This window comes from Brevundimonas sp. MEB006b (genome assembly GCF_030209705.1).
GTDB lineage: Bacteria > Pseudomonadota > Alphaproteobacteria > Caulobacterales > Caulobacteraceae > Brevundimonas.
The window spans coordinates 494,266-519,060 of the sequence record NZ_JARVRL010000005.1 but is presented as its reverse complement, the minus strand read 5'-3'; the positions used below and the strand labels follow the sequence as shown (position 1 = coordinate 519,060).

General features: G+C 66.8%; 24 protein-coding genes. 8 read left to right on the top strand and 16 right to left on the bottom strand.

What is annotated here, in order from left to right; translation table 11 throughout:
* Position 1 precedes the first annotated feature (1 nt).
* The 5 genes from pdxA to QRN13_RS08910 form a co-directional block, all read right to left on the bottom strand.
* Positions 2 to 1,006 carry a 4-hydroxythreonine-4-phosphate dehydrogenase PdxA gene (pdxA, locus tag QRN13_RS08930; RefSeq protein ID WP_284877630.1) on the bottom strand — a complete coding sequence of 335 codons (1,005 nt, stop codon included), beginning with the start codon at positions 1,004 to 1,006 and terminating at the stop codon, positions 2 to 4.
* On the bottom strand, positions 1,003 to 2,370 hold the full coding sequence (locus tag QRN13_RS08925) for a peptidylprolyl isomerase (protein ID WP_284877629.1): 1,368 nt from the start codon (positions 2,368 to 2,370) through the stop codon (positions 1,003 to 1,005). The genes pdxA and QRN13_RS08925 overlap by 4 nt, the downstream gene beginning before the upstream one ends.
* 72 nt (positions 2,371 to 2,442) lie before the next feature.
* On the bottom strand, positions 2,443 to 4,881 hold the full coding sequence (locus tag QRN13_RS08920; RefSeq protein WP_284877628.1) for an LPS-assembly protein LptD: 2,439 nt from the start codon (positions 4,879 to 4,881) through the stop codon (positions 2,443 to 2,445).
* Positions 4,882 to 4,914: 33 nt separating this feature from the next.
* Positions 4,915 to 6,054: an LPS export ABC transporter permease LptG gene (gene lptG / locus QRN13_RS08915; protein WP_284877627.1), complete on the bottom strand. Its 1,140-nt coding sequence runs from the start codon at positions 6,052 to 6,054 to the stop codon at positions 4,915 to 4,917.
* Positions 6,051 to 7,187 (bottom strand): LptF/LptG family permease, encoded by a 1,137-nt coding sequence (locus tag QRN13_RS08910; RefSeq protein WP_284877626.1) that lies wholly within the window; start codon positions 7,185 to 7,187, stop codon positions 6,051 to 6,053. The genes lptG and QRN13_RS08910 overlap by 4 nt, the downstream gene beginning before the upstream one ends.
* Before the next feature lie 143 nt (positions 7,188 to 7,330).
* On the opposite strand from QRN13_RS08910, the gene QRN13_RS08905 reads away from it, so the two are divergent.
* From QRN13_RS08905 to QRN13_RS08890, 4 genes are read left to right on the top strand one after another with little or no spacing between them, the layout of a single operon-like run.
* Entirely contained in the window at positions 7,331 to 8,806 is a 1,476-nt protein-coding gene (locus QRN13_RS08905; RefSeq protein ID WP_284877625.1) for a leucyl aminopeptidase, read from the top strand.
* A gap of 21 nt (positions 8,807 to 8,827) precedes the next feature.
* On the top strand, positions 8,828 to 9,286 hold the full coding sequence (locus tag QRN13_RS08900) for a DNA polymerase III subunit chi (protein WP_055755192.1): 459 nt from the start codon (positions 8,828 to 8,830) through the stop codon (positions 9,284 to 9,286).
* Complete coding sequence (locus QRN13_RS08895; RefSeq protein ID WP_174085785.1) at positions 9,244 to 9,600, top strand: hypothetical protein; 357 nt, start codon at positions 9,244 to 9,246, stop codon at positions 9,598 to 9,600. Before QRN13_RS08900 ends, QRN13_RS08895 begins: the two co-directional genes overlap by 43 nt.
* 21 nt (positions 9,601 to 9,621) lie before the next feature.
* Positions 9,622 to 9,918 (top strand): hemolysin, encoded by a 297-nt coding sequence (locus QRN13_RS08890; RefSeq protein WP_271041322.1) that lies wholly within the window; start codon positions 9,622 to 9,624, stop codon positions 9,916 to 9,918.
* Positions 9,919 to 9,921: 3 nt separating this feature from the next.
* Here QRN13_RS08890 and QRN13_RS08885 read toward each other — a convergent pair whose 3' ends face one another.
* Entirely contained in the window at positions 9,922 to 10,848 is a 927-nt protein-coding gene (locus QRN13_RS08885) for a LysR family transcriptional regulator (RefSeq protein WP_055755194.1), read from the bottom strand.
* A 120-nt stretch (positions 10,849 to 10,968) separates the two neighbouring features.
* Between QRN13_RS08885 and QRN13_RS08880 the strand changes: the two genes are divergently transcribed.
* Both QRN13_RS08880 and QRN13_RS08875 read left to right on the top strand, forming a co-directional pair.
* Entirely contained in the window at positions 10,969 to 11,667 is a 699-nt protein-coding gene (locus tag QRN13_RS08880; protein ID WP_284877624.1) for a pirin family protein, read from the top strand.
* Positions 11,668 to 11,739: 72 nt separating this feature from the next.
* Positions 11,740 to 12,138 (top strand): DoxX family protein, encoded by a 399-nt coding sequence (locus tag QRN13_RS08875; protein ID WP_055755196.1) that lies wholly within the window; start codon positions 11,740 to 11,742, stop codon positions 12,136 to 12,138.
* A 49-nt stretch (positions 12,139 to 12,187) separates the two neighbouring features.
* Here QRN13_RS08875 and pip read toward each other — a convergent pair whose 3' ends face one another.
* The 5 genes from pip to QRN13_RS08850 all read right to left on the bottom strand — a co-directional run bounded on the left by pip (position 12,188) and on the right by QRN13_RS08850 (position 17,188).
* Positions 12,188 to 13,168, bottom strand: coding sequence for a prolyl aminopeptidase (pip, locus tag QRN13_RS08870; protein WP_199059264.1), 981 nt, complete (start codon positions 13,166 to 13,168; stop codon positions 12,188 to 12,190).
* A gap of 26 nt (positions 13,169 to 13,194) precedes the next feature.
* Positions 13,195 to 13,557 (bottom strand): DUF423 domain-containing protein, encoded by a 363-nt coding sequence (locus QRN13_RS08865; protein ID WP_039247990.1) that lies wholly within the window; start codon positions 13,555 to 13,557, stop codon positions 13,195 to 13,197.
* A gap of 48 nt (positions 13,558 to 13,605) precedes the next feature.
* Positions 13,606 to 14,211 (bottom strand): C15 family peptidase, encoded by a 606-nt coding sequence (locus tag QRN13_RS08860; protein ID WP_284877623.1) that lies wholly within the window; start codon positions 14,209 to 14,211, stop codon positions 13,606 to 13,608.
* A 72-nt stretch (positions 14,212 to 14,283) separates the two neighbouring features.
* Positions 14,284 to 16,866, bottom strand: a complete 2,583-nt coding sequence (locus QRN13_RS08855) for a coiled-coil domain-containing protein (RefSeq protein ID WP_284877622.1) — start codon at positions 16,864 to 16,866, stop codon at positions 14,284 to 14,286.
* 139 nt (positions 16,867 to 17,005) lie between these two features.
* Positions 17,006 to 17,188, bottom strand: a complete 183-nt coding sequence (locus QRN13_RS08850) for a hypothetical protein (protein WP_055808686.1) — start codon at positions 17,186 to 17,188, stop codon at positions 17,006 to 17,008.
* 157 nt (positions 17,189 to 17,345) lie between these two features.
* On the opposite strand from QRN13_RS08850, the gene QRN13_RS08845 reads away from it, so the two are divergent.
* Positions 17,346 to 18,824: a phospholipase D-like domain-containing protein gene (locus tag QRN13_RS08845; protein ID WP_271041314.1), complete on the top strand. Its 1,479-nt coding sequence runs from the start codon at positions 17,346 to 17,348 to the stop codon at positions 18,822 to 18,824.
* Here the strand turns inward: QRN13_RS08845 and QRN13_RS08840 are convergent.
* The 5 genes from QRN13_RS08840 to folD form a co-directional block, all read right to left on the bottom strand.
* Positions 18,809 to 19,546 (bottom strand): endonuclease/exonuclease/phosphatase family protein, encoded by a 738-nt coding sequence (locus QRN13_RS08840; protein WP_284877621.1) that lies wholly within the window; start codon positions 19,544 to 19,546, stop codon positions 18,809 to 18,811. The two genes, QRN13_RS08845 and QRN13_RS08840, sit on opposite strands and share 16 nt — an antisense overlap.
* Positions 19,547 to 19,618: 72 nt before the next feature.
* Complete coding sequence (locus tag QRN13_RS08835; RefSeq protein ID WP_284877620.1) at positions 19,619 to 20,296, bottom strand: TPM domain-containing protein; 678 nt, start codon at positions 20,294 to 20,296, stop codon at positions 19,619 to 19,621.
* Positions 20,296 to 21,120, bottom strand: coding sequence for a TPM domain-containing protein (locus QRN13_RS08830; RefSeq protein ID WP_284877619.1), 825 nt, complete (start codon positions 21,118 to 21,120; stop codon positions 20,296 to 20,298). Before QRN13_RS08830 ends, QRN13_RS08835 begins: the two co-directional genes overlap by 1 nt.
* Positions 21,117 to 21,800: a LemA family protein gene (locus QRN13_RS08825; protein WP_112861840.1), complete on the bottom strand. Its 684-nt coding sequence runs from the start codon at positions 21,798 to 21,800 to the stop codon at positions 21,117 to 21,119. Before QRN13_RS08825 ends, QRN13_RS08830 begins: the two co-directional genes overlap by 4 nt.
* A 61-nt stretch (positions 21,801 to 21,861) precedes the next feature.
* Positions 21,862 to 22,785 carry a bifunctional methylenetetrahydrofolate dehydrogenase/methenyltetrahydrofolate cyclohydrolase FolD gene (folD, locus tag QRN13_RS08820; RefSeq protein WP_284877618.1) on the bottom strand — a complete coding sequence of 308 codons (924 nt, stop codon included), beginning with the start codon at positions 22,783 to 22,785 and terminating at the stop codon, positions 21,862 to 21,864.
* 92 nt (positions 22,786 to 22,877) lie between these two features.
* Here folD and QRN13_RS08815 point away from each other — a divergent pair, with 92 nt between their 5' ends.
* On the top strand, positions 22,878 to 24,776 hold the full coding sequence (locus QRN13_RS08815) for a PPC domain-containing protein (protein WP_284877617.1): 1,899 nt from the start codon (positions 22,878 to 22,880) through the stop codon (positions 24,774 to 24,776).
* Positions 24,777 to 24,795: the final 19 nt, after the last annotated feature.

Genomic DNA, 24,795 nt, shown 5'->3' with positions numbered 1-24,795 from the left:
GTTAGCGCGTGGCGCGGGCCGCCGCCATCTCCGATGCCAGGCGAATGGCGGCGATCAGGCTGTCAGGACGCGCGACGCCCTTGCCGGCGATGTCGAAGCCGGTGCCGTGATCGGGCGAGGTGCGGATGATCGGCAGGCCGAGGGAGACATTGACCCCGCCCCAGAAGTCCAGCGTCTTTACCGGGATCAGGGCCTGGTCGTGGTACATGCAGATGGCGGCGTCATAGGTGGCGCGCGCCTCGTCATGGAACATCGTGTCGGCGGGTCTGGGGTCGGTTATGTCGATCCCCTCGGCGCGAAGCTGTTCGGCGACGGGGATCAGGATGTCGAGTTCCTGCAGGCCCAAGGCGCCGCCTTCGCCCGCGTGGGGATTCAGCGCCGCCATGGCCAGGCGCGGGTGGGCGATGGCGAAGTCGCGTTTCAGGCTTTCGTGGACGACGCGGGCGGTGCGGGCGACACGCTCGGCTGTGACCAGTTCCGGCACCTGGTCCAAGGCGACGTGAATGGTGACGAGACAGGCGCGCAGTTTCTGGGCCGTCAGCATCATCACCGGACCGCGCGTGCCGGCGTAGGGCGCATCGGCGGTGAGTTCGGCGATGAACTCGGTATGGCCGGGAAAGCGAAAGCCCGAGGCGTACATCGGCGCCTTGGCGATCGGGGCGGTGACAACGCCGGACGCCTCGCCGGACAGGGCAAAGCTGACCGCCTCCTCGATGCCGTCCGCCACGGCCGAGGCATTGGCCGGATCGGGCGATCCGACCAAGACCGGCGCGGGGAGGGGGCGATGGATGACGGGAAGCGCGGACCCGAACAGGCCACTAGCGTCGCCGGGAGCCCCGACCTCGGCCACAGCAACGCCTTGCAAGCGCAATAGCGCCGCATCGCCAATGACGGCGAAGGGCGTCTGGTCGGCGCGCAACGCTTTCCAGGCGGCGGCCACGATCTCCGGCCCGACGCCGGCGGGTTCGCCCAGCGTCAAAACCAGAGGCGCGACCGCTGGGCTCATTTGAACTCGATCAGGGCGTCGCTGCGCAGGTCGCGCAGATAGCGGCGCTCCAGCACGGCCAGGTTCTGGGCGCGCAGACGGTTTTCGACCTGCTGACGGTTCGGCGCTTCCGGCCCGCCGACGCGACGACCGCAGACAGCGACCAGGTGCAGGCCCAGCGGGGTGCGGATCGGCGTCGAGACCGAGCCGATTTCGCCGGTGCGCGCGAACTGCTGGAACTGGGGCGCCAGGTTGGCGACATCGGATTCGCCGAGGTCAGCGCCAAGGACGCCCTGGGTCGCGCGGGCCTGGGAGATGATGTTGTCGCACGTCAGGCCGTTGCGCAGACCTTCCAGCTTGGCGGTCGCGGCCGCGACATCGGCCTCCGATGCGGTTTCAGGCAGTTCGACCATGACCTGTTTCAGCGAAACCAGGCTGGTCGAGGCGCCGTCACGCTTGTCGCGGAGGTAGAGGATGTAGACGCCGCCATCGACGACGATGGGGTTGGACAGCTGGCCCGGCTGGAGCTGTTCCAGCACTGACTGCACAGCCGGCTGGAGCGAATCCTTGACGACCCAGCCTGCATCGCCTGGGACGCGGGCGCTGGCCGAGGGGGCGGCGGAGAATTGCTGAGCGACGGCCTGGAACGGCGCGCCCTGGATGATCTGCTGCACCAGCTGGCGGGCGCCGTTCAAGGCTGCCTGCGCGCCGCCGACGCGGGCGGCGTCGATGTAGATTTCCCCGAGCAGGAACTGGGGCTTGGAGGCCGCCTCGTTCAGCCGACGGACTTCCTGATCGACCTGAAGGGTGCTGGCGCGGGCGCGGCTGTTGAAGCGGCCCGGGATCAGCTGGCTCCAGCCGATTTGGGTGCGCAGGTTGTCGCGGAAGGCGGCGGGCTGGATGCCGCCCTGTTGCAAGAACTGCATGTAGGCCTGCGGCGTCGTGCCTGCGGCGCGGGCCATTTCGGCGATCTCGCCGTCGATTTCCTCGTCCGTGACCTTCAGGCTCTCGAACTTGGCCATCTCCTGATCTTTGAGGCGATCCTCGATCAGGGCGTTCAGGGCGGCCTGCTGAATGGCGGGCAGGTTCTGCTCGGTCGGCTGGACCTGGGACGAGGCGATCAACATCAGCATGCGCTGACGCAGGTCATAGCCGGTGATGATCTTGTCGTTGACCGTCGCGACGATGCCGTCGGCCATTTCGAACTGAGGCTCGGCGCGCGCCGTCGTCGGCGCCTCTTCAGCCGCAGGATTCGGCGCGCCGGCCGCAGGGCCCTGCGCGGGCGTGGGGGTCTGTGCCGGAGCGGGCGCCGTCTGGGCATAGGCCGAACCGGCGAGGAGGACTGCCGCGAGCGCAGCCCCCGTCGAATAACGCATCAAACCCATTGGTCGTCCTGATTCCTCACAGCGGTCCGCCAGCCAGGCCGGCAGGCGGTCGCGCCCCGTAAAGCGTCATGCTCAACGCATATCGCCCTGTCCATAACCTGAACCTCCGAAAGTGGCGAGGTTTAGGCGCACATAGATGCCTTCCGACGGGCCGCCGGGCCGTGCGCGGGTGTTGTCGCGCCGATAGCCCAGTTCGAACCGCAGGCAGTCGTCGTCGAACAGCACGCCGACTTCGGATCGCGTGATCTCGTTCTGGTCCAGATCGGCGATGCCGGCGACGGTGAAGCCCCAGTTTTGGAAGACGAACTGCTGACCCGCCAGCTGGACGAATTCGTAGTTGCGGTTCAGCGGCCCGTCGACGGGGTTCGACTGATCCAGAATGTAGCTGACGGTGGCCAGGTTGCGGCGACCCCAACGGCCGTCCAGCGCCGCTTCGGCGCGGCGCACCTCGCCCGAACCGTCGACCGTGGCGTGGAACCAGCTGCGGATGCGATCCGACGGCGAGAAATCGCCCTGGACCACCCAGTCCGAGGTCTCGGAGGCCAGGCCCGTCGGGTCATAAAGACGCGCGGGATCGTCCGGAATCGACGTCTTGAAGTCGTCCTGCTGGTCGAAACGATAGCTGCGTCCCACGAACAGGCTGGCCTTGCGACCTTCAGCCCAGCGGATGGTGGCGCGACCGCCCGCCGTCACGCGCGCGCCGCCTTCCAGCAGATCGTAGCCGGAAAAGCGATCCATGCGGAACAGTGACGACTCGTCCAACTCCAGAACCTGGGAGTCCTCGATGGGAATGCGGCGGTCCAGGCTGACCTTGTTGGAGACCGAGAACTGACCCACCGGCTCCAGGATGATGTCGGCGTCGGCGATGCGTTTGATCAGGGGATAGGTGACGTCCACGCCCGCGCTGAACCTGGATCGACTGACCGTCTCGTCGCTGTCGACGCCCATCATCGGCGGCAGGTCGGACATGGAGTAGAGATCGACGCGCGTATCGACGAACGGCTCTACGCGCATGCCGACCGGCAGGACGATCGCCCGTCGCCATTCCACCTGGCCCGTGATGCGGCGGCTGTCCACGCCAGCCAGACCTGTCGTGACGGGCGGAACGATCTCCGGATTCAGAATCGGCGCGCCGACGAAAGCGTCGCGGTAGAGCGAAACGGCTGACCCCTTCAGGCGCAGCCGGCCGCCGAAGACCAGTTCGCGCGGCTCCCAGCGGGCATCGATCAGCGGGGCGACGAAGGGCAGGGTGTCGTCGTCCTCGAACACCTTGAAGCCGTTGGCGTCGCGGAAGTCTGTCGCGGCGAACGCCGGATCGAGGCGCAGGCTCTGGATCGAGAAGGCCGCGACCGAAACGTAAGACCGATCGGTCTGATGTTCGGCGTAGATCTGGCTGATCAGACGACGGCGGTCGCCGTAATAGAGGCCGTTGTCCTGATACGGAGAGCGCACGTCATAGCGGTCGAACAGCGTCTTGTCCGAGGTGCGCTCGGCCGTGAAGCCGAACCGCCATGGGCCATCCGGATCGAACTCGCCGTGCGACAACAGATAGCTGCGGTGTTCGCGATCGCCGAACTTGACGTTGCTTTCGAAGTCGCCGTCGCCGTCCCGATCAAAGTCGCCGAACTCGCGCTCGTAGGTATAGCCGCCGCGCGCCACGACCATGCCGTTGGCGAACCGTCGGCGCCATTGCAGGTTCAGAAGCGGCGCGACCCTCGTGTTGATCTGCGGGCTGATCAGCCAGTCCTCGGACGGCGACACGACGTGCAGATAGGGAACCTCGACGGAGACGCCGCGACCTTCGTCATAGTTGACGATGGGCACCAGGAAACCCGAGGCCCGCTCCACCGAGGGATCGGGGTGGGCGAAGAAGGGCGTGTAGAAGACGGGCACCGGGCCGATGTAGAAGACGGCGTTGCGATACAGGATCGCGCGCAACTGCTTGTCCTGCGTCACCTTTTCCGCCTGGATCGAGATGGTCGGCGTCTTCGGACCGCCATCGTCGCATATCGGGCAAGGTGTGAAGCGGGCGTAGTTCAGTTCGCTGACGTTCTCGCTGCGGCGGACAGCCGTTGCGGCCATCAGACTGGCGCCGTTGGCCAGACGCGTGGCGAAATCCACGGCGACGCCTGTCTCCAGATTTTCATCCAGCTCGAGACGGCTGGCGTAGACCACGGTGCCATCGGGCGCGATGGCCTCGACGCGGCCTTCGGCCGTCGCCGAACCGGCGTTCAGATCATAGGACAGGTTCTCGCCCCGCAGCACATGGCCTCGCGTGCGGACATAGGCGCGGTTTTCGGGCGTGCCGCTGACGATGATGTTGTCGCCTTCGCGACGCGCATTGTCGGCGTCGACATAGACCGCTTCGGGCGGCAGGCCGTCGGAAGGCGCGGCTGCGGCTGGAGGGGTCGTTTGCGCCCATGCAGGCGTCGCCAAGGGCGCGCAGGCGACCAGAGCCGCACCGGCGAGAAGCCTTGCTTTGAAAGCGTCGAAGCGCCGATCACCCTGCATAGGCCATCCGTAGTCTGAGAAGCGAGCGCCCGATTAGCCGTCTTCGGTATAGAACAGCAAGGTCAAGGCTGCGAGCGCCGTAAGAACAGGCGGCAGCCAGGCGGCGACGAAGGGCGCCACGACCTCGGCCGATCCCATCGCCGACGAGAACTGGTTCAAGAAGAAGAAAGCGAAGCCCAGCACCACGGCCGCCACACTCATGCGCGCCAAGTCGCCCAATCGCATCAGCCGAAGCGAGAAGGCGGCGGCCAGGATGGACATGGCGGCGAACACGAGCGGCGTGGCCAGAAGTTGCTGGAAGCGCAGGCGATAGGCGGTCGAGGTGAAGCCCGCGTTTTCAATTCGGCTGATCTGGTTGGGTAGCGACCAGAAGGGCGTGGCCTGCGGTCGAGCGAAACGATCGAAGGCTTCGTCGTCCGCCAGGCTGGAGACCAGGGTCAGGCTGGAATAGGTGACGGCGCGCTGGCCGATCTGGGCGCCGACGGCGTCGGTCAGGCGCCAGCTGCCGGCGTTCAGCGAAGCCGACTTGGCGTCGATCCGCTCGGAGAAGGTGCGACCGCCGCGGGGCGCGGTTGTGTAGATGAAGAAGCTGACGTTCAGCAGTCGCGCGTTGGCGCGGTCCTGCTGGCCGGCGCGGATGATCATCTGGCGCTGATCGTCGCCCTCGCGGAGCCAGATCGCCTCCTTGGGGTCGCCGCCGGGCGCCGTACCGGAAATCCGCGCGCGCTCGCGTTGCCACAGACCGTCGCCGGCCGAGGCCATCGGACCCAATACCGTGACGGTCAGCACACCCAGCACGAAGGCCATGCCGGCCGCCGGCAGGACGAACCGCCAGGCGGAGACGCCGGCAGCCCGCATGGCGATCAACTCGCTGCGGCGGTTGAGGCTGATGAAGGCCGACAGGGTGCCGAACAGGAACACGAACGGCATCAACTGCACGATGACCGAGGGCGACTTCAGCAGCACAAGGCCGAAAATGCGCACGGCCGACAAATCCTGGGCCGAGCCGACGCCGCGCGAGACCTCGACGAAGTCGATCAGCATGACGAGGGCCGAAATTACGGCCAGGGCCACGCCCAGCGACTTCAACTGCTGAACCAGCACATAGCGTTCAATGCCGCCGAGACGGGGGATATGCGGCGAGCGACGGGCGGAGGCGGCGATGGCGGTCATGCGAACTTGGCCTTCAGATCGCGCAGGGCGGCAGTTGTCCGGCTGCGACGCGGCTTCAGCGCGCGGAACAGAACCCGCAGAGCGACGACGATGGCCACGATCGGCACGACGTATTGCAGTAGGTTCATCCAGCCGTTCCAGGCGCTGGCGGCGACAAGGCCATAGCCGATGACGCGCAGGACCAGGAACAGGCCCGCCGCCTTGGCGATGCGCAAGGTATAACCGGTGCGGCTGAAGGCGCCGCCCAGAATGGCCGAAAGCGCCAGGGCCATGGCGACCATGGCGTAGAGCGGCGAGGCCAGCCGCGAATGCGCCTCGGCCAGCAGTTCGCCGCGCGAGCCGGCGACCTCAAGCACCTTGGCCGTCGGGTTCAGCAGCTGGCGCAGATAGAGGTCGGTCGGCTTGTAGCGAATGGTGTCGGTCACCCCGACGAAGGGCGCGAGAGAAAAATCGTATCGCCCGAACGACAGCGTTTCCAGCACGCCGCCCGACGAATAGCGCTGGGCCGAACCGTCGATCATGGTCAGGATGGGAATGCCGCCGGCGTCGCGGCTGAAGCGCGCTTCGGACGCGTTCCAGGTCGTGACCTTGTCCTTGTCGTCCAGATAGACGAACAGGTTCTTCAGCAGACCGTTCTGTTCGATCTGCTGCACATAGACGGTCAGACCGTCAGGCCCCTGAACGAACTGGCCTTCCTCGACCAAGAGAGCGGCGAGGTCGGTGCGGATGTCGAACGCCTGTCGCCGCGCCTCCTGCTGCGCCCAGGGCAGAATGAAGACGTTGACCAGCAGGGTGACCAAGACGACCAGCACGGCGATGCGGGCGGCCGGCGATATGACCTGCCACCGGGTCATGCCGCCCGCGAAGGCCGCCGTCAGCTCCTGTTCGCGTTGCAACCGCGTCAGGGCGATCAGGGCGCCGACGAAAAGGCCGATCGGCAGAATCACCGACAGCAGTTGCGGCAGGGCGAGCAGGGTCAGCTTGACCATGATCCACACGCTCTGGCCCCGCTCCACGATGACCTGAAGTTGGTCGAGGCTCTGGCTCAGAATCCCGATTCCCGCCAGCGCTGCGCACGCGGCGATCACAGGGAACAGTATCTGGCGAAAAAGGTATCTTTGAATCAGGGTCATGGGCGGATGGACTTCGCCCGGTTGCAGGCGGCGATATTGAGGCGCATCTAGTAGCACATCAGGGCGCGTCCGCGACAAGCAGACGCGCCGTTGTCATTTTGCTGTTTGCAGACGCCGGGTGGGGCCTGGCTGGAGTTGATTGAATGAAGATCGAATTCGTCGCCGCCGTGGACGCCGCCGAGATTTTGGCCGTTCCGGTTTTTGAAGATCGCACCTTCACCGCCGCCGGGACCGCGCTGGACGGCAAGGCCAACGGCGCCCTGACCAAGGTGTCGAGCAAGGGCCGTTTCACCGGCAAGGCAGGGCAGAGCCTGAGCATCGCCGCGCCGGCGGGCGTCGAGGCCGACGCCGTGCTGCTGGTCGGCGCAGGCGCCAAGGACAAGCTGGACGACCTGGCGGTTGAGGCTTTCGGCGGTAACGCCTATGCGGCGGTCAAGCTGTCGGGCGCCCAGGTGCTGACGATCGACGCTTCGGACCTGTCGCCTGAGCAGGCCGCCCGCGTCGGTTTCGCCGCGCGTCTGGCCGCCTATCGCTTCGACAAGTATCGCACGACGCAAAAGGCCGACAAGATTCCGTCGATCACCACCATCCGCGTGGTCACGACCGACCTGCGGGGCGCGGAAGCTGCGCTGGAGCCGTTGTCGGCGGTGGCCGACGGCGTGATCTTCGCGCGCGACCTGGTGTCCGAGCCGGCCAACGTCCTGTATCCGGCCGAGTTCGCCAAGCGGGTGAAGGCGCTGGAGAGCCTGGGCCTTGAAGTCGAAATCCTCGGCGAGGCCGAGATGGAGAAGCTGGGCATGCGCACCCTGCTGGGCGTGGGCCAAGGCAGCCGTCGCGAAAGCCAGCTTGCGATCATGAAGTGGAACGGCGGCGAAGCCGGCGCTCAGCCGCTGGCCTTCGTCGGCAAGGGCGTCTGCTTCGACACCGGCGGCATCTCGATCAAGCCGGCGGACGGCATGGAAGACATGAAGTGGGACATGGGCGGCGCAGCAGCCGTGACCGGAACCATGATCGCCCTGGCCAGCCGCAAGGCCAAGGCCAATGTCATCGGCGTGCTGGGTCTGGTCGAGAACATGCCGGACGGCAACGCCCAGCGTCCGGGCGACGTGGTCGTGTCCATGTCGGGTCAGACGGTGGAGGTCATCAACACCGACGCCGAAGGTCGCCTCGTCCTGGCCGACGCCCTCTGGTACACGCAGGAGCGTTTCAAGCCGAAGTTCATGATCGACCTGGCCACCCTGACGGGTGCGATGATCGTGGCTCTGGGTCTGGATTACGCCGGCGTCTTCTCGAACTCCGACGATGTCGCCGACCCGATCCTGGCCGCGGCCAAGAAGGTCGGCGAGAACTTCTGGCGCATGCCGATCCCGGCCATCTACGAGCAGCACATCGATTCCAAGATCGCCGATGTGAAGAACACCGGCAACGGCCGCGCCGGTGGGTCGATCACCGCCGCCCTGTTCCTGCAACGCTTCACCAACGGCGTGCCGTGGGCGCACCTGGACATCGCCCCGACGGCCTGGGCCAACAAGAGCCCCAGCCCCACCGTGCCGGAAGGCGGCGTCGGCTTCGCTGTGCGGACTCTGGACCGGATGGTCGCGGATTCCTACGAAGGCTGATCGGTCGGGAGGTAGAGCCGGGTGAGCGACAAGCCCGAAATCTGGTTCTATCACCTGGAGCGTTCATCGCTGGATCAGGTGCTGCCAACCCTGCTCGAAAAGACGATCGAGCGGGGGTGGCGCGCCATGATCAAATCATCGCATTCGCATCGTCTGGACGAGGTCGACGAGACGCTGTGGACGTTTCGCGATGACAGTTTCCTGCCGCACGGCCGGGCCGACCAGCCCCATGCCGAGCGCCAGCCTGTGCTGTTGAGCGAGACAGGCGAGAACCTGAACGGCGCTCAGGCGCTGTTCATAGTCGACGACGCAGAACTGGGCGGGACGGAAGGGTTCGAACGATGCTTCATTATTTTCGACGGTCGCGACGAGCCGGCTTTGCAACACGCGCGGGGACGCTGGAAGGCGCTGAAGGGGCAGGGCGCGAACCTGGCCTATTGGCGTCAAACGGACGAAGGGCGCTGGGAAAAGGCGGCCTGATCGGACTGGTTCTGCTGGCCGGTTGCTCCACGCCGGTCTCCGAGGCGCCTGCGCCGCGCGCGGTCGAGCAGGCCCAGTTGAATCCGCCCGTCGGCAGCCGGATGCCGACCGCCCAGACGGAGGACGTGTGCAAGGCCGGCGAGATGCAATATCTTGTCGGCAAGTCCCGGACCGAAATCCCAGTGCCCGTGGACGTCGTCAACCGGCGCGTGACCTGCACCACCTGCCCGGTGACGCAGGACTTCTCCGCCTATCGTCTGAACATCTTCTACAACGAACAGACCGGCATCATCGAACAGGTCCGCTGCGGCTGACCTCGACGCAAGGAGACGACCATGAAGATTATCGTGAGTACACTGTTGGCCGCTGGCGCCTTGGCCGTGTCGGCCTGCGCGCCTGTCCACACCGCCGAGCCTGCGCCCGGATCGGACACCGCCTTCAAGGCGTGCAAGGTTTCGGATTATCAGAGTTATGTCGGCCGCAACCGTTCGACCATCCCGACCGCGCCCGCCGGCCAGACCTTCCGTGTGCTGTGCACCACCTGCGCCGCGACCATGGACTATCGCGAGAATCGGGTGAACTTCGTCTATGACGAGGCGACCAACATCGTGCGCGAAGTGAAGTGCGGTTGAGCGTTAGCGCCCCACCGTATCGCCCGGCCACAGCGGTCCGCTGAACTTCGCCGCCAGATAGTCCATGAAGGCCGTGACCCTGGCCGGGCGCGGTCCTCCGCTGGGCGCCACCAGATGCAGGGCGATGGGCGGCAGCCGCCAGTCGGTCATCACCGTCTCGAGATGGCCATCGGCGACGTCCTTCCAATAGATGAAGTCCGGCTGGGGAAAGAGCCCCAGACCCGCACACAACGACGCCGTCAGGGCGTCGGAGTTGTTGGCGCGCAACGGCCCGCGCGGATGCACGACCACTTCTTCACCCGCCTCATTGCTGAACCGCCAGGTGTCCGGGCTGGGCATGTAGGCGTAGCCGAGGCAGGCGTGACGGGCCAGATCGTCGGGATGAGTGGGGCGGCCCCGCTGATCGAGATAGGACGGCGAGGCCACCAGGGCGCGGGCCACAGGCCGCAGTTTGCGCGCCGTCAGCGAGGAATCGGCCAGGGCGGCGATCCTCAGCGCGCAATCGAAGCCGCCGCCGACCAGATCGATGACCTCGTCCGACAGGTGCAAATCGACCGATACGTCGGGGTGGGTGGCGAGGAACTCGGGCAGGGCCGGGGCCACATAGGCCATGCCGAACGACATGGGCGCCGCCAGTCGCACCAAGCCGCGCGGGGTGACGGACATGTCCAACGCCTCCGACACCGCGCCCTCGGCCTCGGCCAGCATGTGGGCGGCGCGGGCGGCCAGGGTTCGGCCTGCATCGGTGAGGGCGAAGCGGCGCGAGGTGCGGTGAAGCAGGGTGGTCTTCAGCTGCTGTTCCAGGCGCGTGATCGCCTTGGATACGGTGGCCTTGGATAGGCCCAGCGTCTCGGCTGCGCCGGAGAAGGACTGGTTGTCGGCCACCTTGGCGAAGATGGCCAGGGCCTCCAGATCGGGCAGGCGGGACATGGGCGGCCTTGCGTCCTGAAACGATGAGTTTCGGTTGTTTCTATTTCTGATCGGTCGCCGATCTCTATCTTGGCGTCAAGCAAAGGCGTCGGACGGTTCCGACGCGAAAGGACGAGTGCGATGATCGAGCGCAGACCATTTGAATCTCTCGGCGGCGCCAACCACGGCTGGCTGAACGCCAAACACCATTTCTCCTTCGCCAACTACTATGATCCCAAGCGGATGAGCTGGGGCAATCTGCGGGTCTGGAACGACGACGAGATCGCCGCCGGCACGGGCTTCCCGCCGCATCCCCACGCCGACATGGAAATCATCACCTATGTCCGCGACGGAGCCATCACCCATGAGGACAGTCTGGGCAACAAGGGCCGCACCGTCGCGGGCGATGTGCAGGTGATGAGCGCGGGAACCGGCATCCGTCACGCCGAATACAATGCAGAGCCGGAGCTGACGCGGATCTTCCAGATCTGGATCGAGCCGACCCGACGCGGGGATGCGCCGAGTTGGGGCACCAAGCCCTTCCCCAAGGGCGAGCGGTCAGGCCAGTTCGTAGTCCTGGCCTCGGGCTTCGAAGGCGACACGGAAGCCCTGCCGATCCGCACCGATGCGCGGATCGTGGCGGCGACGCTGGAGGCGGGCGACAGCGCCGACTATCCGCTGGGCGTTGCGCGGCGGGCCTATCTGGTGCCGGCAAAGGGCGAGGTCGAGGTCAACGGCGTCCGGCTGAACGCCCGCGACGGCGCGGCCATCGCTCAGGAGGATGTCGTGACGGTCAAGGCGCTGTCCGACGCCGAGATCGTGCTGGTGGACGCCGCCTGATTTTCGGATCAAGCTTCACGGTCGGACCCGATCCGACCGTGAACAAACGCATCAAAAAGGCGAGGAAAGAGAATGTTCAATCAAGTGAATGGCTGGTCTTCCCGCGCCTTGGCGGCGCTCAGGATCGTCGCCGGCCTGTTGTTCCTGGCGCATGGCGTCATCAAGGTCTTCGGCTTTCCGGCCGGGGCCGAGCCCGGTCAGCAGGAACTGCTGTCACTGTTCGGTATTGGCGGGGTGATCGAGCTGATCACGGGCCTGCTGCTGATCCTGGGCCTGTTCACACGTCCGGCCGCCTTCATCGCCTCGGGCCAGATGGCCGTGGCCTATTGGATGTTCCACTTCCCCAGCAGCCCTTATCCGGCCGTGAACGGCGGCGACGCGGCCATCCTGTACTGCTTCATCTTCCTTTACATCTTCACTGCCGGTCCGGGCGCGTGGAGCATCGACAATCGAACCGCAAAGCGGTTCTGATTTCTCCAGAATGGGAAAGGCCGCCGCGCTGTCCTGCGCGGCGGTTTTTTCATGCCTGAAGGCTTGCAGCCCAGTCGGCGGCGCGCACCAGGCTGTCGACGATCCCGGGTTCCGACGAGGCGTGGCCGGCGTCGCCGACGATGTCCAGATGCGCCTCGGGCCAGGCGCGGTGCAGCGCCCAGGCGCCTGAGATCGGCGTCACCACGTCGAACCGGCCCTGCGCGATCCAGCACGGGATATGCCGCATCCGGTCCACATTCTTCAGCAGCCAGCCGTCCTCCTCGAAGAAGCCGGCGTTGGTGAAGAACCAGTTCTCGATCCGCGCGAAGGCGACGGCGAAGTCGGGCTCGGCGAACTTGTCAGGCCGGGCGTTGGGGCCCTCGACGCTGACGGTCTCGCCCTCCCAGCTGGACCAGGCGACGGCGCAGCGTTCGCGCTCGGCGACGTCATCGCCGATCAGCCGCTTGTAATAGGCGGCCATCAGGTCGCCGCGCTCGGCCTCGGGGATGGGGGCGATGAAGCGCTCCCAGGCGTCGGGGAAGACCATCGAGGCGCCGTCCTGATAGAACCAGTGCAACTCCTTCTTCGTCAGCAGGAAGATGCCGCGTAGCAAGAGCGCGATGACCCGCTCAGGGTGGGTGATGGCGTAAGCCATCGACAGGGTCGAACCCCAAGAGCCGCCGAACACCACCCATTTGTCGATGCCGCACAACACGCGTAGACGCTCGATATCGTCGATCAGGGTCCAGGTCGTGTTGTCTTCCAGCGAGGCGTGGGGCCGCGACTGACCGCAGCCGCGCTGGTCGAACATGATGATGCGATAGACGGCCGGATCGAAGAAGCGGCGCATGCCCGGATTGACCGCGCCGCCAGGCCCGCCGTGCAGAACCAGGACCGGCAGGCCGTGCGGATTGCCGGATTCCTCGTAATAGATTTCATGCACGCCTCCAGTCGGCATCCAACCCGAGGCATAGGCCTCGATCTCGGGGTGGAGCACACGACGCGGCTCGGCGGGCGTGGGGAAGGCCATGGATGCTTGGTCTTTCTACGAGGAAATCAGGGGCGAGAACGCAAGGCCGCAAACGCCAGGCAGAGCCAGCCGGCGATCATCAACAGGCCGCCGATCGGGGCCACGGCGCCGAACGCGGGCACGCCGAGAAAGGCGATCGCCGCCAGGGCGAGGCAGAAGATCAGGCCGCCGATCGATCCGAGCCAGCCCGCAAGGCGCGCCAGCCCGCCGCCCCCTGTCCATTGGGCGCAGGCGAAGGCGAAGACGGCGTGGACGATCTGATACTGGGCGCCGGTGGTCAGCAGGGTCTTGATCTGCGGCCCGGCGCCATGCGCGGCGAAGGCGCCCAGCGCCACGGCCAGGGCGCCGTTCAGGGCGGCGAAGACGATCAGGTTGCGACTCACTGTCATTTCGAAACCCTAGACCGCCCGTTCGTCGATGTCTGCGACCCAGGAGGGTTAACCGACACGCGGTAGCGGCGTCAGGTGGCTGGCCATGGCCGAGGCGGCGGCCTTGACGCCCCTGCGCACCGCCGCTTCGTTGGCGGGGGCGGGCGCGCGCAGTAGGCCGATCGACGGCGTCAGCGGCCCATCCGGCAGGTCCGAGAGCACGCGATAGAGAAGATAGGAGCCGGCGTCCTCTTCAATGTCGGACGAGGCGTCGGCCTGCAGCCCGGCGGCGGTCAGGGCGCGAACCATGTCGGCGACGGGCGCCGTGGTGCGGGCCACGCCCGGCCCGGTGCTGGACAGGCGGTGTTTGTAGTCGAGGGTGCGGTTTTCCGCGCGCATCTGGACCCGGAAGCCTGCGCCCTTTTGCGTGCGTCCGACTAGGAGGACGGCCCGGCATTCCCCGCTGCCGAGACGGGCGGCCAGGGTCGAGGCCAGTTCGTCGGGATCGGCGGCGGCGATAGGCACAGCGCGGGCCCCGCTGGGGCTCCAGATTTCGCCCGACAGATCCTCGACCAGGTCCCACCCGTCATCATCGCCGTCATAGGCGCAGATGATGATGCCAGGGCGGCGATCACCACTGGCACGACTGTCGATTTCGTTCATCGTGCCAGCCATAGCCCCATCCATGACAGTTCGGTGACGTGCAAGAGGCTGTAACTTCCCGACGCCGTCAAGTCCGCAAAAGTCTTAGCCCAGGTCGCCGACTGCCGCATCCAGCAACATGAAGGCGCGACCGCTGTCCGACGCCAGGCTGGACTGAACCGCTGCGCTGTCTCCAGCGCGGGCGGAAGCGTTCAGCATGACTGCGAAGTTGCGGACATAGCGTTCGGCGTCGGCGCGCAGTTCGGCGTCGCTGAGGACACGGCGAGACACGCTGCGGACAGCGGCCGGCGCGACGCGACGCACGATCTGACGCGCGGCGTCGGGGTCGCCATTGCTGAAGGCGCGGGCGGCCTCTTCGACGCGGGAGCGGGGCAGAAGGGCGTTGGGATCGACGCCCATGCGCCGGATGGCGGCGGCGACCCGGTCGGACAGCGCCTCGGCCTCGGCAGGCGAAGGGGAGGGCGTGTCCAGTTCCAGCGGCGCCTCGTTGTCGTCGTCGCCGTCGATCAGATCGCTCCAATCCAGGCCCTTGTCCGTCGCCGGCGGGGGCGTCTCTGCGGGCTCGAGCCGCAGGCGACTGCGCAGACCAAACCTGCGCTCCTCGGCGGGCGGCGAGGCGGGAGGCGTTGGGCGATCGGTCCGGCGCTCGGGACGAGGTTCTGGCCGGGCTTCGATCTCTGCGGCCGGCTCGCGACGACGCGCCGGCGTCGTATCGCCCGACACCACGCCCATCAGACGCACGGCCTCGGTCAGCATGTCGTAGTTTCGGCGCACGCGATCCTGGAAGCCGACATCCAGCGCCTCGGTGTCCTCGGCCGCCTTGCGCGAGGCGGCGGAAAGGGAGGCCAGGCCTTCCTCGACCGTGGCGCGCACGGCGTCGGCGCGGGCGCGAGCTTCCTGAGGCAGGCGCGCAGCGCGTTCGTCGATGTCGGCGACGGCGGTGTCGATTTCCGACAAGGCGTTGTTGAGACGTGCGACCAGGGTTTCCAGGCGGCTGACCATCCGCTCGCCGGTCTCTTCGACCAGGCCGGACGTTTCGGTGACGATGCGGCGGGCGTCGGCGATGCGGGCGTCGGCGGCGGTGTCGGCCTTTTGGGCCGCGTCGAACAAGGATTCGCCCAGGCGGTCGGTGCGCAGACGCGCCTGTTCGGCGGCGTCGGCGGCGGCGGCGCGAGAATCCTCGGCCGTGGCGCGCATCTGCTCCAGGGCGCGGCGCGTCTCTTCCATCAGGGCGTCGCGCGCCTCGGCCGCCAAGGCTTCGAAACGATCCAGGGCGAGCTTGGTGGCGGAATCGAAGCCGTCGGCCTCGCGTTGCGACATGTCGACGAGAGCGCGGAACTGGTCGGTAGCCGCCTCGACCAGATCGCGCATGGACTCGACCGAGGTCTGGGTGGTGCGATCCAGATCGCCCGCGGCGCTGCGCGTGGCGGAAAGATGTTCGATCAGTTGAGCGCGCTGGCTTTCGACCTGGGCGGAGAAGTCCTCCTGATCGGTGCGCAGGGCGTAGGCGGCGGTGACCAGGGCGGCGCGCTGCTGGCTGAGGCCTTCTTCGACGGACTGGATCTGCTCGGCGACGCCCGAACCGGCGTTCTCAAGTCGAATGGTCTGGCGCGCCAGATCGTCGGAGGCCACGCGGGCGGCGTCTTGGGCTTCACCAGCGGCGGCGGCGAGGTCGGCGGCGCGCGCGGCGAGGGCGGCCTCGGCTTCACGCAGTTGCGCCTGAGCCAAATCAGAGGCGTCAGCGACCATTCGCGACTGACGCTCGACGGCGTCGATGACGCCCGACGCCTGCGTATCCAGATGGATGCCCAGGGTCTGCATCTGGTCGCGCTCGCGGCCTAGGTTTTCCGTGAGACGACGCGCAGTGCGGCCGGCGTTCTCGGCCGCCTCGTTCAGGCGCGTTGTCTCCTGGGCCAGCGCCTCTCGAAGCAGGGCCATGTCGTTGCGTGCGCGTTCCGCCGCCAGGGTGGCGTGATCGATGTCGGAACGCAGCGACTGAAGCACCTCGCCGGTCTGCTGGGCGGCCAGGGCGGTCGGGGCGACCAAGGCCTCCGCCAGTTGCCGGGCGCGACGGGTCTCTGCGGCCAGACCGGCGCCCTGTCGGACGGCATGGGCCAGCATGATGGCCAAGCCCGCAGGGGCAAGGGCGATAAGGGCGTAGATGGCGATCCGCAGCGGATCCAGTTCCGCCCCGCCGGCGCCGAACTCGTAAGCAGCCCAGGATGCGACGCCGCCGATCCACAGGGCGGAGGCGACGCCTGCGATCACATAGGCGTGGCGTCCTGACGGCTCGGCCTGGGCCTTGGCTTGAACGGTTTTCACAGCGGGCGGTTTGGACAGCTCGAACGGCGCGGGCGGCTGACCGACGGCGACGGCCATATCGACAGGAGTCTCTGGCGTCGGTTTCGCATTGACGGGGGCGGCGCCCCGTTCGGCGGCAAGGGCGCGTTCCTCGGCCTGCCGCTGCTCTTCCAGCAGGCGACGGCGGCGGCGCTCGGACATTGGCGGCTCGAACGTCGGCTGCACGATTTCGAAATCAGGCTCGGGGATCGGGTCGAGCGACGGTGTCGCCTCATCGACCGGCATTTCGTCTGAGGTCGAAAGCTCGACCGGCGCGACGGCCTCGTCGTCGGTCAGCTTCAGCGGCGGCCGTTTGGGAGACTTCATAAGCTCAAAAACTCGATCTCTACGCGGGCGTCCGACAGCGCCGAGGAAACCCTAGAGCATGATCGATGCGGACGAAACCGACTCAAGCCCGCAACCTGTCGATGAACCGCGTCATGCAGCGCGCAAAGCGCCGCAGCGTTCAGCAGTCGCGCTTGGAGTCGGACAGCAGAGTGGCGTTGGAGCCGGTGTCCCGACACTCCACCACACGGCGCACTTCGCGGTCGCCGTGGTTGGGGTTGTGAGTGTCGACGCCGAACTGCGTCAGGACGGCGGCGGCCAGCAGGGCGATGAAGCCAGCGATCAGTTCGACAAGCGCCTGCATTCTACCCTCCCTCGCAGCCTGTATGGCTACGCTCCTTATGCGCCAAATCGGCGAACGTCACAATCCCGCCCTGAAAGATTGACCGAAGGACACGCGCGTGGAACGGAGGATGCAGACGCTTCGACACCATGTCACGCGAATCAGACAGATAGGTCGCATGACTTTAGCCGGCGACAGTTACGAAGGCAGTCTGCTGGAGCCGGGGCCCGCCCTTTGGACGTCCGCCGTCGCGCACCGTTTTTCGGTGCTGATGGAAAACGAAGCCTATTTCGACGCCCTGTCGTCTGCGATCCACAAGGCGCAACGCTCCATCGTGCTGCTGGGATGGCAGTTCGATCCGCGCACCCATCTGGACCCGGAGACGCGGCCCGGCGACAAATCGGCCGAGATCGGTCGCCAGCTGCGGATGCTGGTCAAGAAGAAGCCGGACCTGGATGTGCGACTGCTCATCTGGAAATCGCCGCTGCTGATCGCCGCGTCGCAAGGCTTCTATCCGCACAAGGCGCAGCGCTGGTTCCGTAAGCGGATGGTGGAGTTCCGGCTCGATTCCCCCGGCCCTATCGGCGCCTGTCATCACCAGAAGGTGGTTGTCATCGACGACAAGGTGGCCTTCTGCGGCGGCGGCGACATCTCGACCGATCGCTGGGATTCCGACGAACATCTGGACGGCGACCCGCGCCGCGCCCTCCCCAGCGGCCTGATCTGCAAGGCGCGTCACGAGGTGATGAGCGTGATGGACGGCCCTGCGGCGCGGGCGCTGGGCGATCTGGCGCGCGAACGCTGGTTCAAGGCGACCTGGGAGCGCACCATCGCGGACGACGTCGAGGACGATCCCTGGCCCGATGGCGTGCCGGTGCAGATGACGGACGTGCCCGTCGGCATCGCCCGCACCGAGCCGAAATGGTCGGGGCGGCAGGAGGTGCGCGAGAGCGAGGCCTTGCACCTGGAATCCATCCGGCGCGCCAAGCGGTTGATCTATATCGAAAACCAGTATTTCACCTCGCCGGTCATCGCCGCCGCGCTGGCCGAACGACTGGCCGAGGTGGATGGACCGCAAGTCATCGTCATCTCGACCGCCAAGAGCCCGAGCTGGTTCGACAGCATGACCATGGACACGGCCCGGGCCGAGGTGCTGCACCGGCTGGAGCAGGCGGACAAATACAACCGCTTTTTCGCCTTCGCCCCGCTGACCGCCGACGGCGACCGGATCATCGTCCATGCCAAGGTGACGATTATCGATGATCGGCTTCTGCGGATCGGGTCCACCAATCTGAACAACCGGTCGATGGGCCTAGATACAGAATGCGACATCGCCGCCGAGCCTGTCGATGCGGCCGGTCGGGCCTTCATCACGGCGCACCGTCACCGGACGATTGCTCACTGGCTGGGCGTTGCGACGGAAGACTATGCGGCGGTCGAGGGCGTCTTCGGCTCGGTGGGGCAGGCGATCTGCAACTTCGAAACCGATCGGCTGAAGCCGCTGGGCTCAGAGCCGCCGACGCGTATCCAGCGGATGTTTGCGGAATGGCAGCTGGGCGACCCGACATCGTCCAGCGACGCCTGGCGGCCTTGGAAGCGTCTGAACCGTTCGCAACGCACGCGACCAGCGTCCGAGGGCGGTCACGCGCCGGGTTGAACGACCTGGAAATCGACGATCAGCGGCAGGTGGTCCGAGGCGACGCGGGCCAGGGGCGAGAAGGCGGATCGCACCGCGCGGATGCGGATATGCGGGCTGACGAAACAGTGGTCGATGCGGATGGCGGGGAAGGCCGAAGGGAAGGTCTTCACACTGGGTTTCTGGCCTAACTGACGCTGGCAGTCCTGCAGGCTGCGGCATAAGGTCTGATAGGGCCGGGTGATGGAGGTGGCGTTGAAATCGCCGGCCAGCAGGATCGGTCCCGTGCATCCGCCGACCCAGCCGGATCCGGCCAACGCGGCGGCCTGAAGCCGCTGCTCGCGCGGAACCAGACCCAGGTGGGTGTTCATGACGTTGACGGCCGTGCCGTTGATCTCGATTTCCGACCAGATCGCGCCGCGCGGTTCGAGACCCGGAATGCCGCTCACGGTCGGCAAGGCGCCGGCGCGGATCAGCCGTTCGGGATGCGGGGTCAGGATGGCGTCGCCGTACTGTTCCGCCTCGACCCGCATCGCTGGATGGAAACGCGAGGTCATGGCCAGACCGTCGGCGATCGCCTCGGCCTGATCGACCCCGCCCGTGCGCGCGCGGCCCACGTCCAGTTCCTGCAGGCAGACGATGTCCGGCTCGAACTCGGCGATGACGGCGACGATCCGGCCGACATCCAGACGGCGATCCGTGCCGACGCAGCGGTGGACATTGTAGGTAAGAAGGCGAGGCATGAGCTGGCGGCTGTTTGAACGTTGACCGTGGGCTAGGCCTTCTGGCGCGCGAATGCGACCCCGATGCGACGATCAGAGCAGGATCAGATGATCGGGCAACTCATTGCGGTTGTCGGCGCGCGGTGGAAAGTGGCGGGCCAGAACCTCGCCGCATAGGGCGATGGCCGCTGCGAAACCATCGACGGGGCGGTCGGCGCGCAGTTCGCGGGTCAGTGCCGCGACGGCCTGGGCCCAGGCGTCCTCATCGACCTTGGCGTAAATGCCCTCATCGGCGATCAGTTCGACCTGATGTTCGTCCATGGCCGCGAAGATCAGCACGCCCGTGCGCTCGCGCGTGACATGGACGCCTTGGGCCATGAACTGCTGCAAGGCCGCCTCCCTGACGCGGCCGCGCCTGACGCCGGCGGGCGTCACGAGACGGCGCACGGCTGGGATACGGGTCAGTAGAAAGACAGCAACGAAGACGACGGCCTGCGACAGGGCATAAAGACCCAGGGCCTGCGCCGTCGTGGCGTCCTGCGCGGCCTGGTGTGCCGCCTCCCAGCCATCGCTGGGCCAGCGAAGATCCAGCACGAACGGGACAAAGACGATCGGGGCCAAAAGCGCCATCGCCGCCGCCCAGGCCAGGCTGACGTCCACATAGGTCGAGACACGACGCGCGACGACGCAGAAGATTTCACCCGACGTCTGACGCTCGGCCGCCGCTATGGCTTCGGCAATGCGGGTGCGGTCGTTGTCCGTGATCTGCATCACCATCCCCCCGAGGCGCCGCCGCCGCCGAAACTGCCGCCGCCGCCGCCGAACCCGCCCCCGCCGAAGCCACCGCCGCCGCCCCAACCGCCGCCGCCTCTGCCGGAGTTCCGCAGCGCCTCTGACGCGGCCCACAACAGGACTGAGCTGGCATTGCTGCGTCGTCCGCGCCCGGACCGCATGGCGATCAAGAAGATGAACAGGAAAAGCCCGGCGATGATGACCAGCGGAATGACGGATTCGCTCTTGGTGTCGGCTTGCTCGGCTGCGGCGGCCTGGGCGCGCGCCTGCGCCTCCGCCGGGTCGAGCGACAACTGAGCAATAAGGGCATCCACGCCCTTGATCACCCCCGCCTGGTAATCGCCGTCTCGAAACGACGGCAGAATGTCGTTGCGGATGACCTGGGACGAGAAGGCGTCGGTCAGAATGGGCTCCAGCCCATAGCCGACCTCCACGCGGACCTTGCGTTCATTCGAAGCGACGATCAGCAAGGCGCCGTTATCGTTCTCCTTCTGACCGATGCCCCAGGCGCGACCGAGCTGATAGCCGTAATCCTCGATCTCCTGATCCTGGAGGCTGTTGACCGTCACGACGACCAACTGGTCGGTCGAACTGGCTTCCAGCGCCGCCAGCTTGTCTGTCAGCGCCTGTTCTGTCGCCGGATCGAGCAGATTGGCCTGATCGACCACGCGGCCGGTCAGGGGCGGGAAGTCGATCTTGCTCTGCGCCGCCGCCGGAAGGGCGAGTAGCAAGGCGAAGGCAAGGCTGAAAAGGAGGGCGGCGACGCCAGGCGAACGCCGCGCCGCCGCTTGGAGGGTCGTCACTGGGCGGGCGGGGTCGCGCCCGGCGCCACGGCCGGTGCGCCACCGCCGGGTGCCGAGGCGTTGGCGGGCGGGGCGTTCAGGTTGAAGTTGACCTGGGGCGCCGACTGGGCGGCGGCGGTGGCGGTGAACAGCTGCATCGGCTGCGAACCGCCGTGCAGGGTCTTGGCCCAGATCACCTGCGGGAAGGTGCGCAAGGTCGTGTTGTAGTCGCGCACGGCCTCATTGTAGTCGCGGCGCGCGATCTGAATGCGGTTCTCGGTGCCTTCCAGTTGGGACTGCAGGGTCAGGAAGTTCTGGTTGGCCTGAAGTTGCGGATAGGCTTCGACCGTCACCAGCAGGCGCGACAGGGCGCCGGACAGCTGGCCCTGGGCTTCCTGATACTGCTGGAAGGCCTGCGGATTATCGAGGTCGTCGGCCGAGACGTTGACCGAGGTGGCGCGAGCGCGGGCGTTGATCACGTCGGTCAGAGTGGTGCGTTCCTGGATCGCGGCGCCTTGAACGGTCGCGACCAGGTTTGGAATCAGGTCGGCGCGGCGCTGATACTGGCTCTGCACATCGGCCCAGGCCGCCTCCGCGCGTTCCTGCTTGGTCGGAATGGTGTTGTAGCCGCAGCCCGCCACGGCGGGGACGATCATCAGAGCACCGGTCAGAGCGACGGCGCGAGCATTGAGGCGGACCATGACATCTCCCGTTCGGCGATAGCGCCGTTCAGCGGGACTATTCACCGGCCCAATGAATGCATCAAGCGTCCAATGGCTCCGGTTGGATATTGTTGAGGCGGCAGGCGGCCGAATAGGTGTTGGCCAGCAGACAGGCGATTGTCATGGGCCCCACGCCGCCCGGCACCGGCGTGATGCGACCTGCGACCTCGACCGCCTCCTTGAAAGCGACATCGCCGACGACGCGGGTCTTGCCCTCGGCGGCCTTGACGGGATCAGCCGAGGGGACGCGGTTGATGCCCACGTCGATGACGGTCGCGCCCGGCTTGATCCAGTCGCCCTTGATCATCTCGGGCCGACCGACGGCGGCGACCAGAATGTCGGCGCGGCGGCAGACCTCGGGCAAATCCCGCGTGCGCGAGTGGGCGATGGTGACTGTGCAGCTTTCGGCCAGCAGCAGTTGCGCCATCGGTTTGCCGACGATGTTGGAACGGCCGACGATGACGGCGTTCATGCCCGACAGATCGCCGAGCCGATCCTTCAGCAGCATCAGACAGCCCAGGGGGGTGCAGGGGACCAGACCCGGCAGGCCGACGGCCAGACGACCGGCGTTGACGACATGAAAGCCGTCCACATCCTTGTCCGGCGAAATGGCGTCCAGAACCACCGTTGCGTCGATGTGGGCGGGCAGGGGCAGTTGGACCAGGATGCCGTGGATGCCCGCATCCGCATTCAGCTGAGCGATCAGGGCCAGCAGTTCGTCCTGCCGGGTCGATTCGGCCAGGCGGTGGGTGTCGGAGCGCATGCCGGCGCGCAGCGTCGTCTCACCCTTGTTGCGGACGTAGATCTGGCTGGCCGGATCCTCGCCGACGATGACGACGGCCAGGCCGGGTTTGACGCCGTGCGCGGCCTCCAGCCGGGCGACGGCCGCGCCGACGCGTTCCACCAGGGCGGCCGAGAAGGCCTTGCCGTCGATCAGGGTCGCAGGCGTGGATTGGGCCGACATGGCAGCTCCGTCTGGCGGGAAATCAGGATGGCGGCGATTTACAGCCGTCACGGTTCGGCGTCTATGATCCGCAGCCTATGCTGGAGGAATTCATGAACCGTCCGTCGCTTGTCGCCGCTGTCAGCACCCTTGCCATGTTGTGGGCGGTCGCGCCGGCCGTGGCCCAGGACGCGCAGTCTCTGCGCATCGGCGCCAACGTGAACGGCGCCCTGACGGACGGCGACGCCAAGGCGGCGGATGACGAATATCGCTATGACGACTATCGGTTTGAGGCGCGGGCGGGACAGCGACTGGAAGCCACGCTGAGATCGGACGCTTTCGACGCCTATCTGGAAGTCTATGCCGAAGGCGCAGCGGGCGATCCGCTGGCGTCCGATGACGACGGATTGGGGGACGACACCGATGCGCGGCTGCGCTTCACGCCGGAGCAGGCGGGGACCTATGTTCTGAGAGCCCGGACGCTGAGCGGACTGGACGGCGGCGACTATCAGCTGTCGTTGCAGGAACGCCCGGCTCCCCCGCGTGCGCCGCGACCCGGCGGCATTCGCGTCGGGGCCACCCAGAGCGGCGAACTGACGACTCGCGATCCTGAGCAGGAAGGCGGTGGCCGCTATGACGCCTACGCCTTCCGCGCCAATGCCGGCGATCGGTTTGTGGTGACGCTGGATTCCGAGGCCTTCGATCCCCTGGTGCGGGTGGGGCGGATGAACGGTCCCGATTTCGTCGAGATCAGTTCGAACGACGATGCGCCCGGCGGCGGGCTGAATTCGCGGCTGACCTTCACGGCGCCGACGGCCGGCGAATATGTGATCCGGGCCACGTCGCTGGAAGACGGGCTGGGTCGCTACGAACTGGTCCTGGCCGAGGCGCCGCCCGCGCCGCCGTCAAAGCCCATCGCGATCGGTGACGAGATCAAGGGTGAACTAGGCTCGGACAGCGCCACGAACGACGGCGGTCAGCGCGCGGAGACCTATCGCTTCACCGGGACAAACGGCCAGCGCGTCGCCATTGAGATGAAGTCGAGCGACTTCGACGCCTATCTGACGCTTCGCCGTGCTTCGGACGATACTGTCCTTGCGGAGGACGATGACGGCGCCGGCTCGGGCACCGACGCCCGCATCGCGCGCACCTTGGACGCCGACGGCGACTACATCATCGAGGCGCGCGGATTCAGCGACGAGGCCGAGGGCGACTATACGCTGAAGCTGACCGAAACCGCGCCGCCGCCGCCGCCGACCACGGCGACCCTGGGTCAAACCGTGGAGGGCGAGATCACCGACGAGGACCCCCAGGGCGACGATGGCAAACGCTATGACGCCTATGTCTTTGCTGGAACGGAAGGCCAGCGCGTCCAGGCGATCCTGCGGTCCGGCGACTTCGACGCCTATCTGGAGATCGGCAAGGCCGACGGTGAGTTCGAGGCCTTGGCCAGCGATGACGACGGCCTGGCCGAGGGCACCGATTCAAGGCTGAACTTCACCCTGCCGTCGGACGGGAACTATGTGGTCCGCGCCATGCCGCTGGATGCGGAAGGCAAGGGCCTCTATTCACTGGAGCTGCTGGATCGCGGGCCAGAGCCCAAGCCCGGCAGCCTGCTGATCGGGTCGACCGTGCGCGGAACTCTGTCGAACAGCGCGGCGCTCAGCGACGAAGGCGCCTTCTTCGACGCCTACCGCTTCCAGGCCAAGAAGGACGAGAAGCTGCGTCTGACGATGGTGTCGAACGCCTTCGATTCCTTCATCGACCTTGGCCAGGAAGACGAGGACGGCGATTTCACCAGCCTGGCCACCGATGACGACGGCCTGTCCGACGCGCACGCCAAGCTGGATTGGACCGCGCCGGACGACGGCTGGTACGTCGTGCGCGCTCGCGCCTACGGGCCCAATCAGATGGGCGCCTATGCCCTGACGGTCGAGCGCCAACCGGCCGGCGCATCGACCTCGGCCCGCGATGATGCGCCCGCCGCGATGGCGCCCAAGTCGGGCGCCTGATCGACCTGTGAGGTTGCCA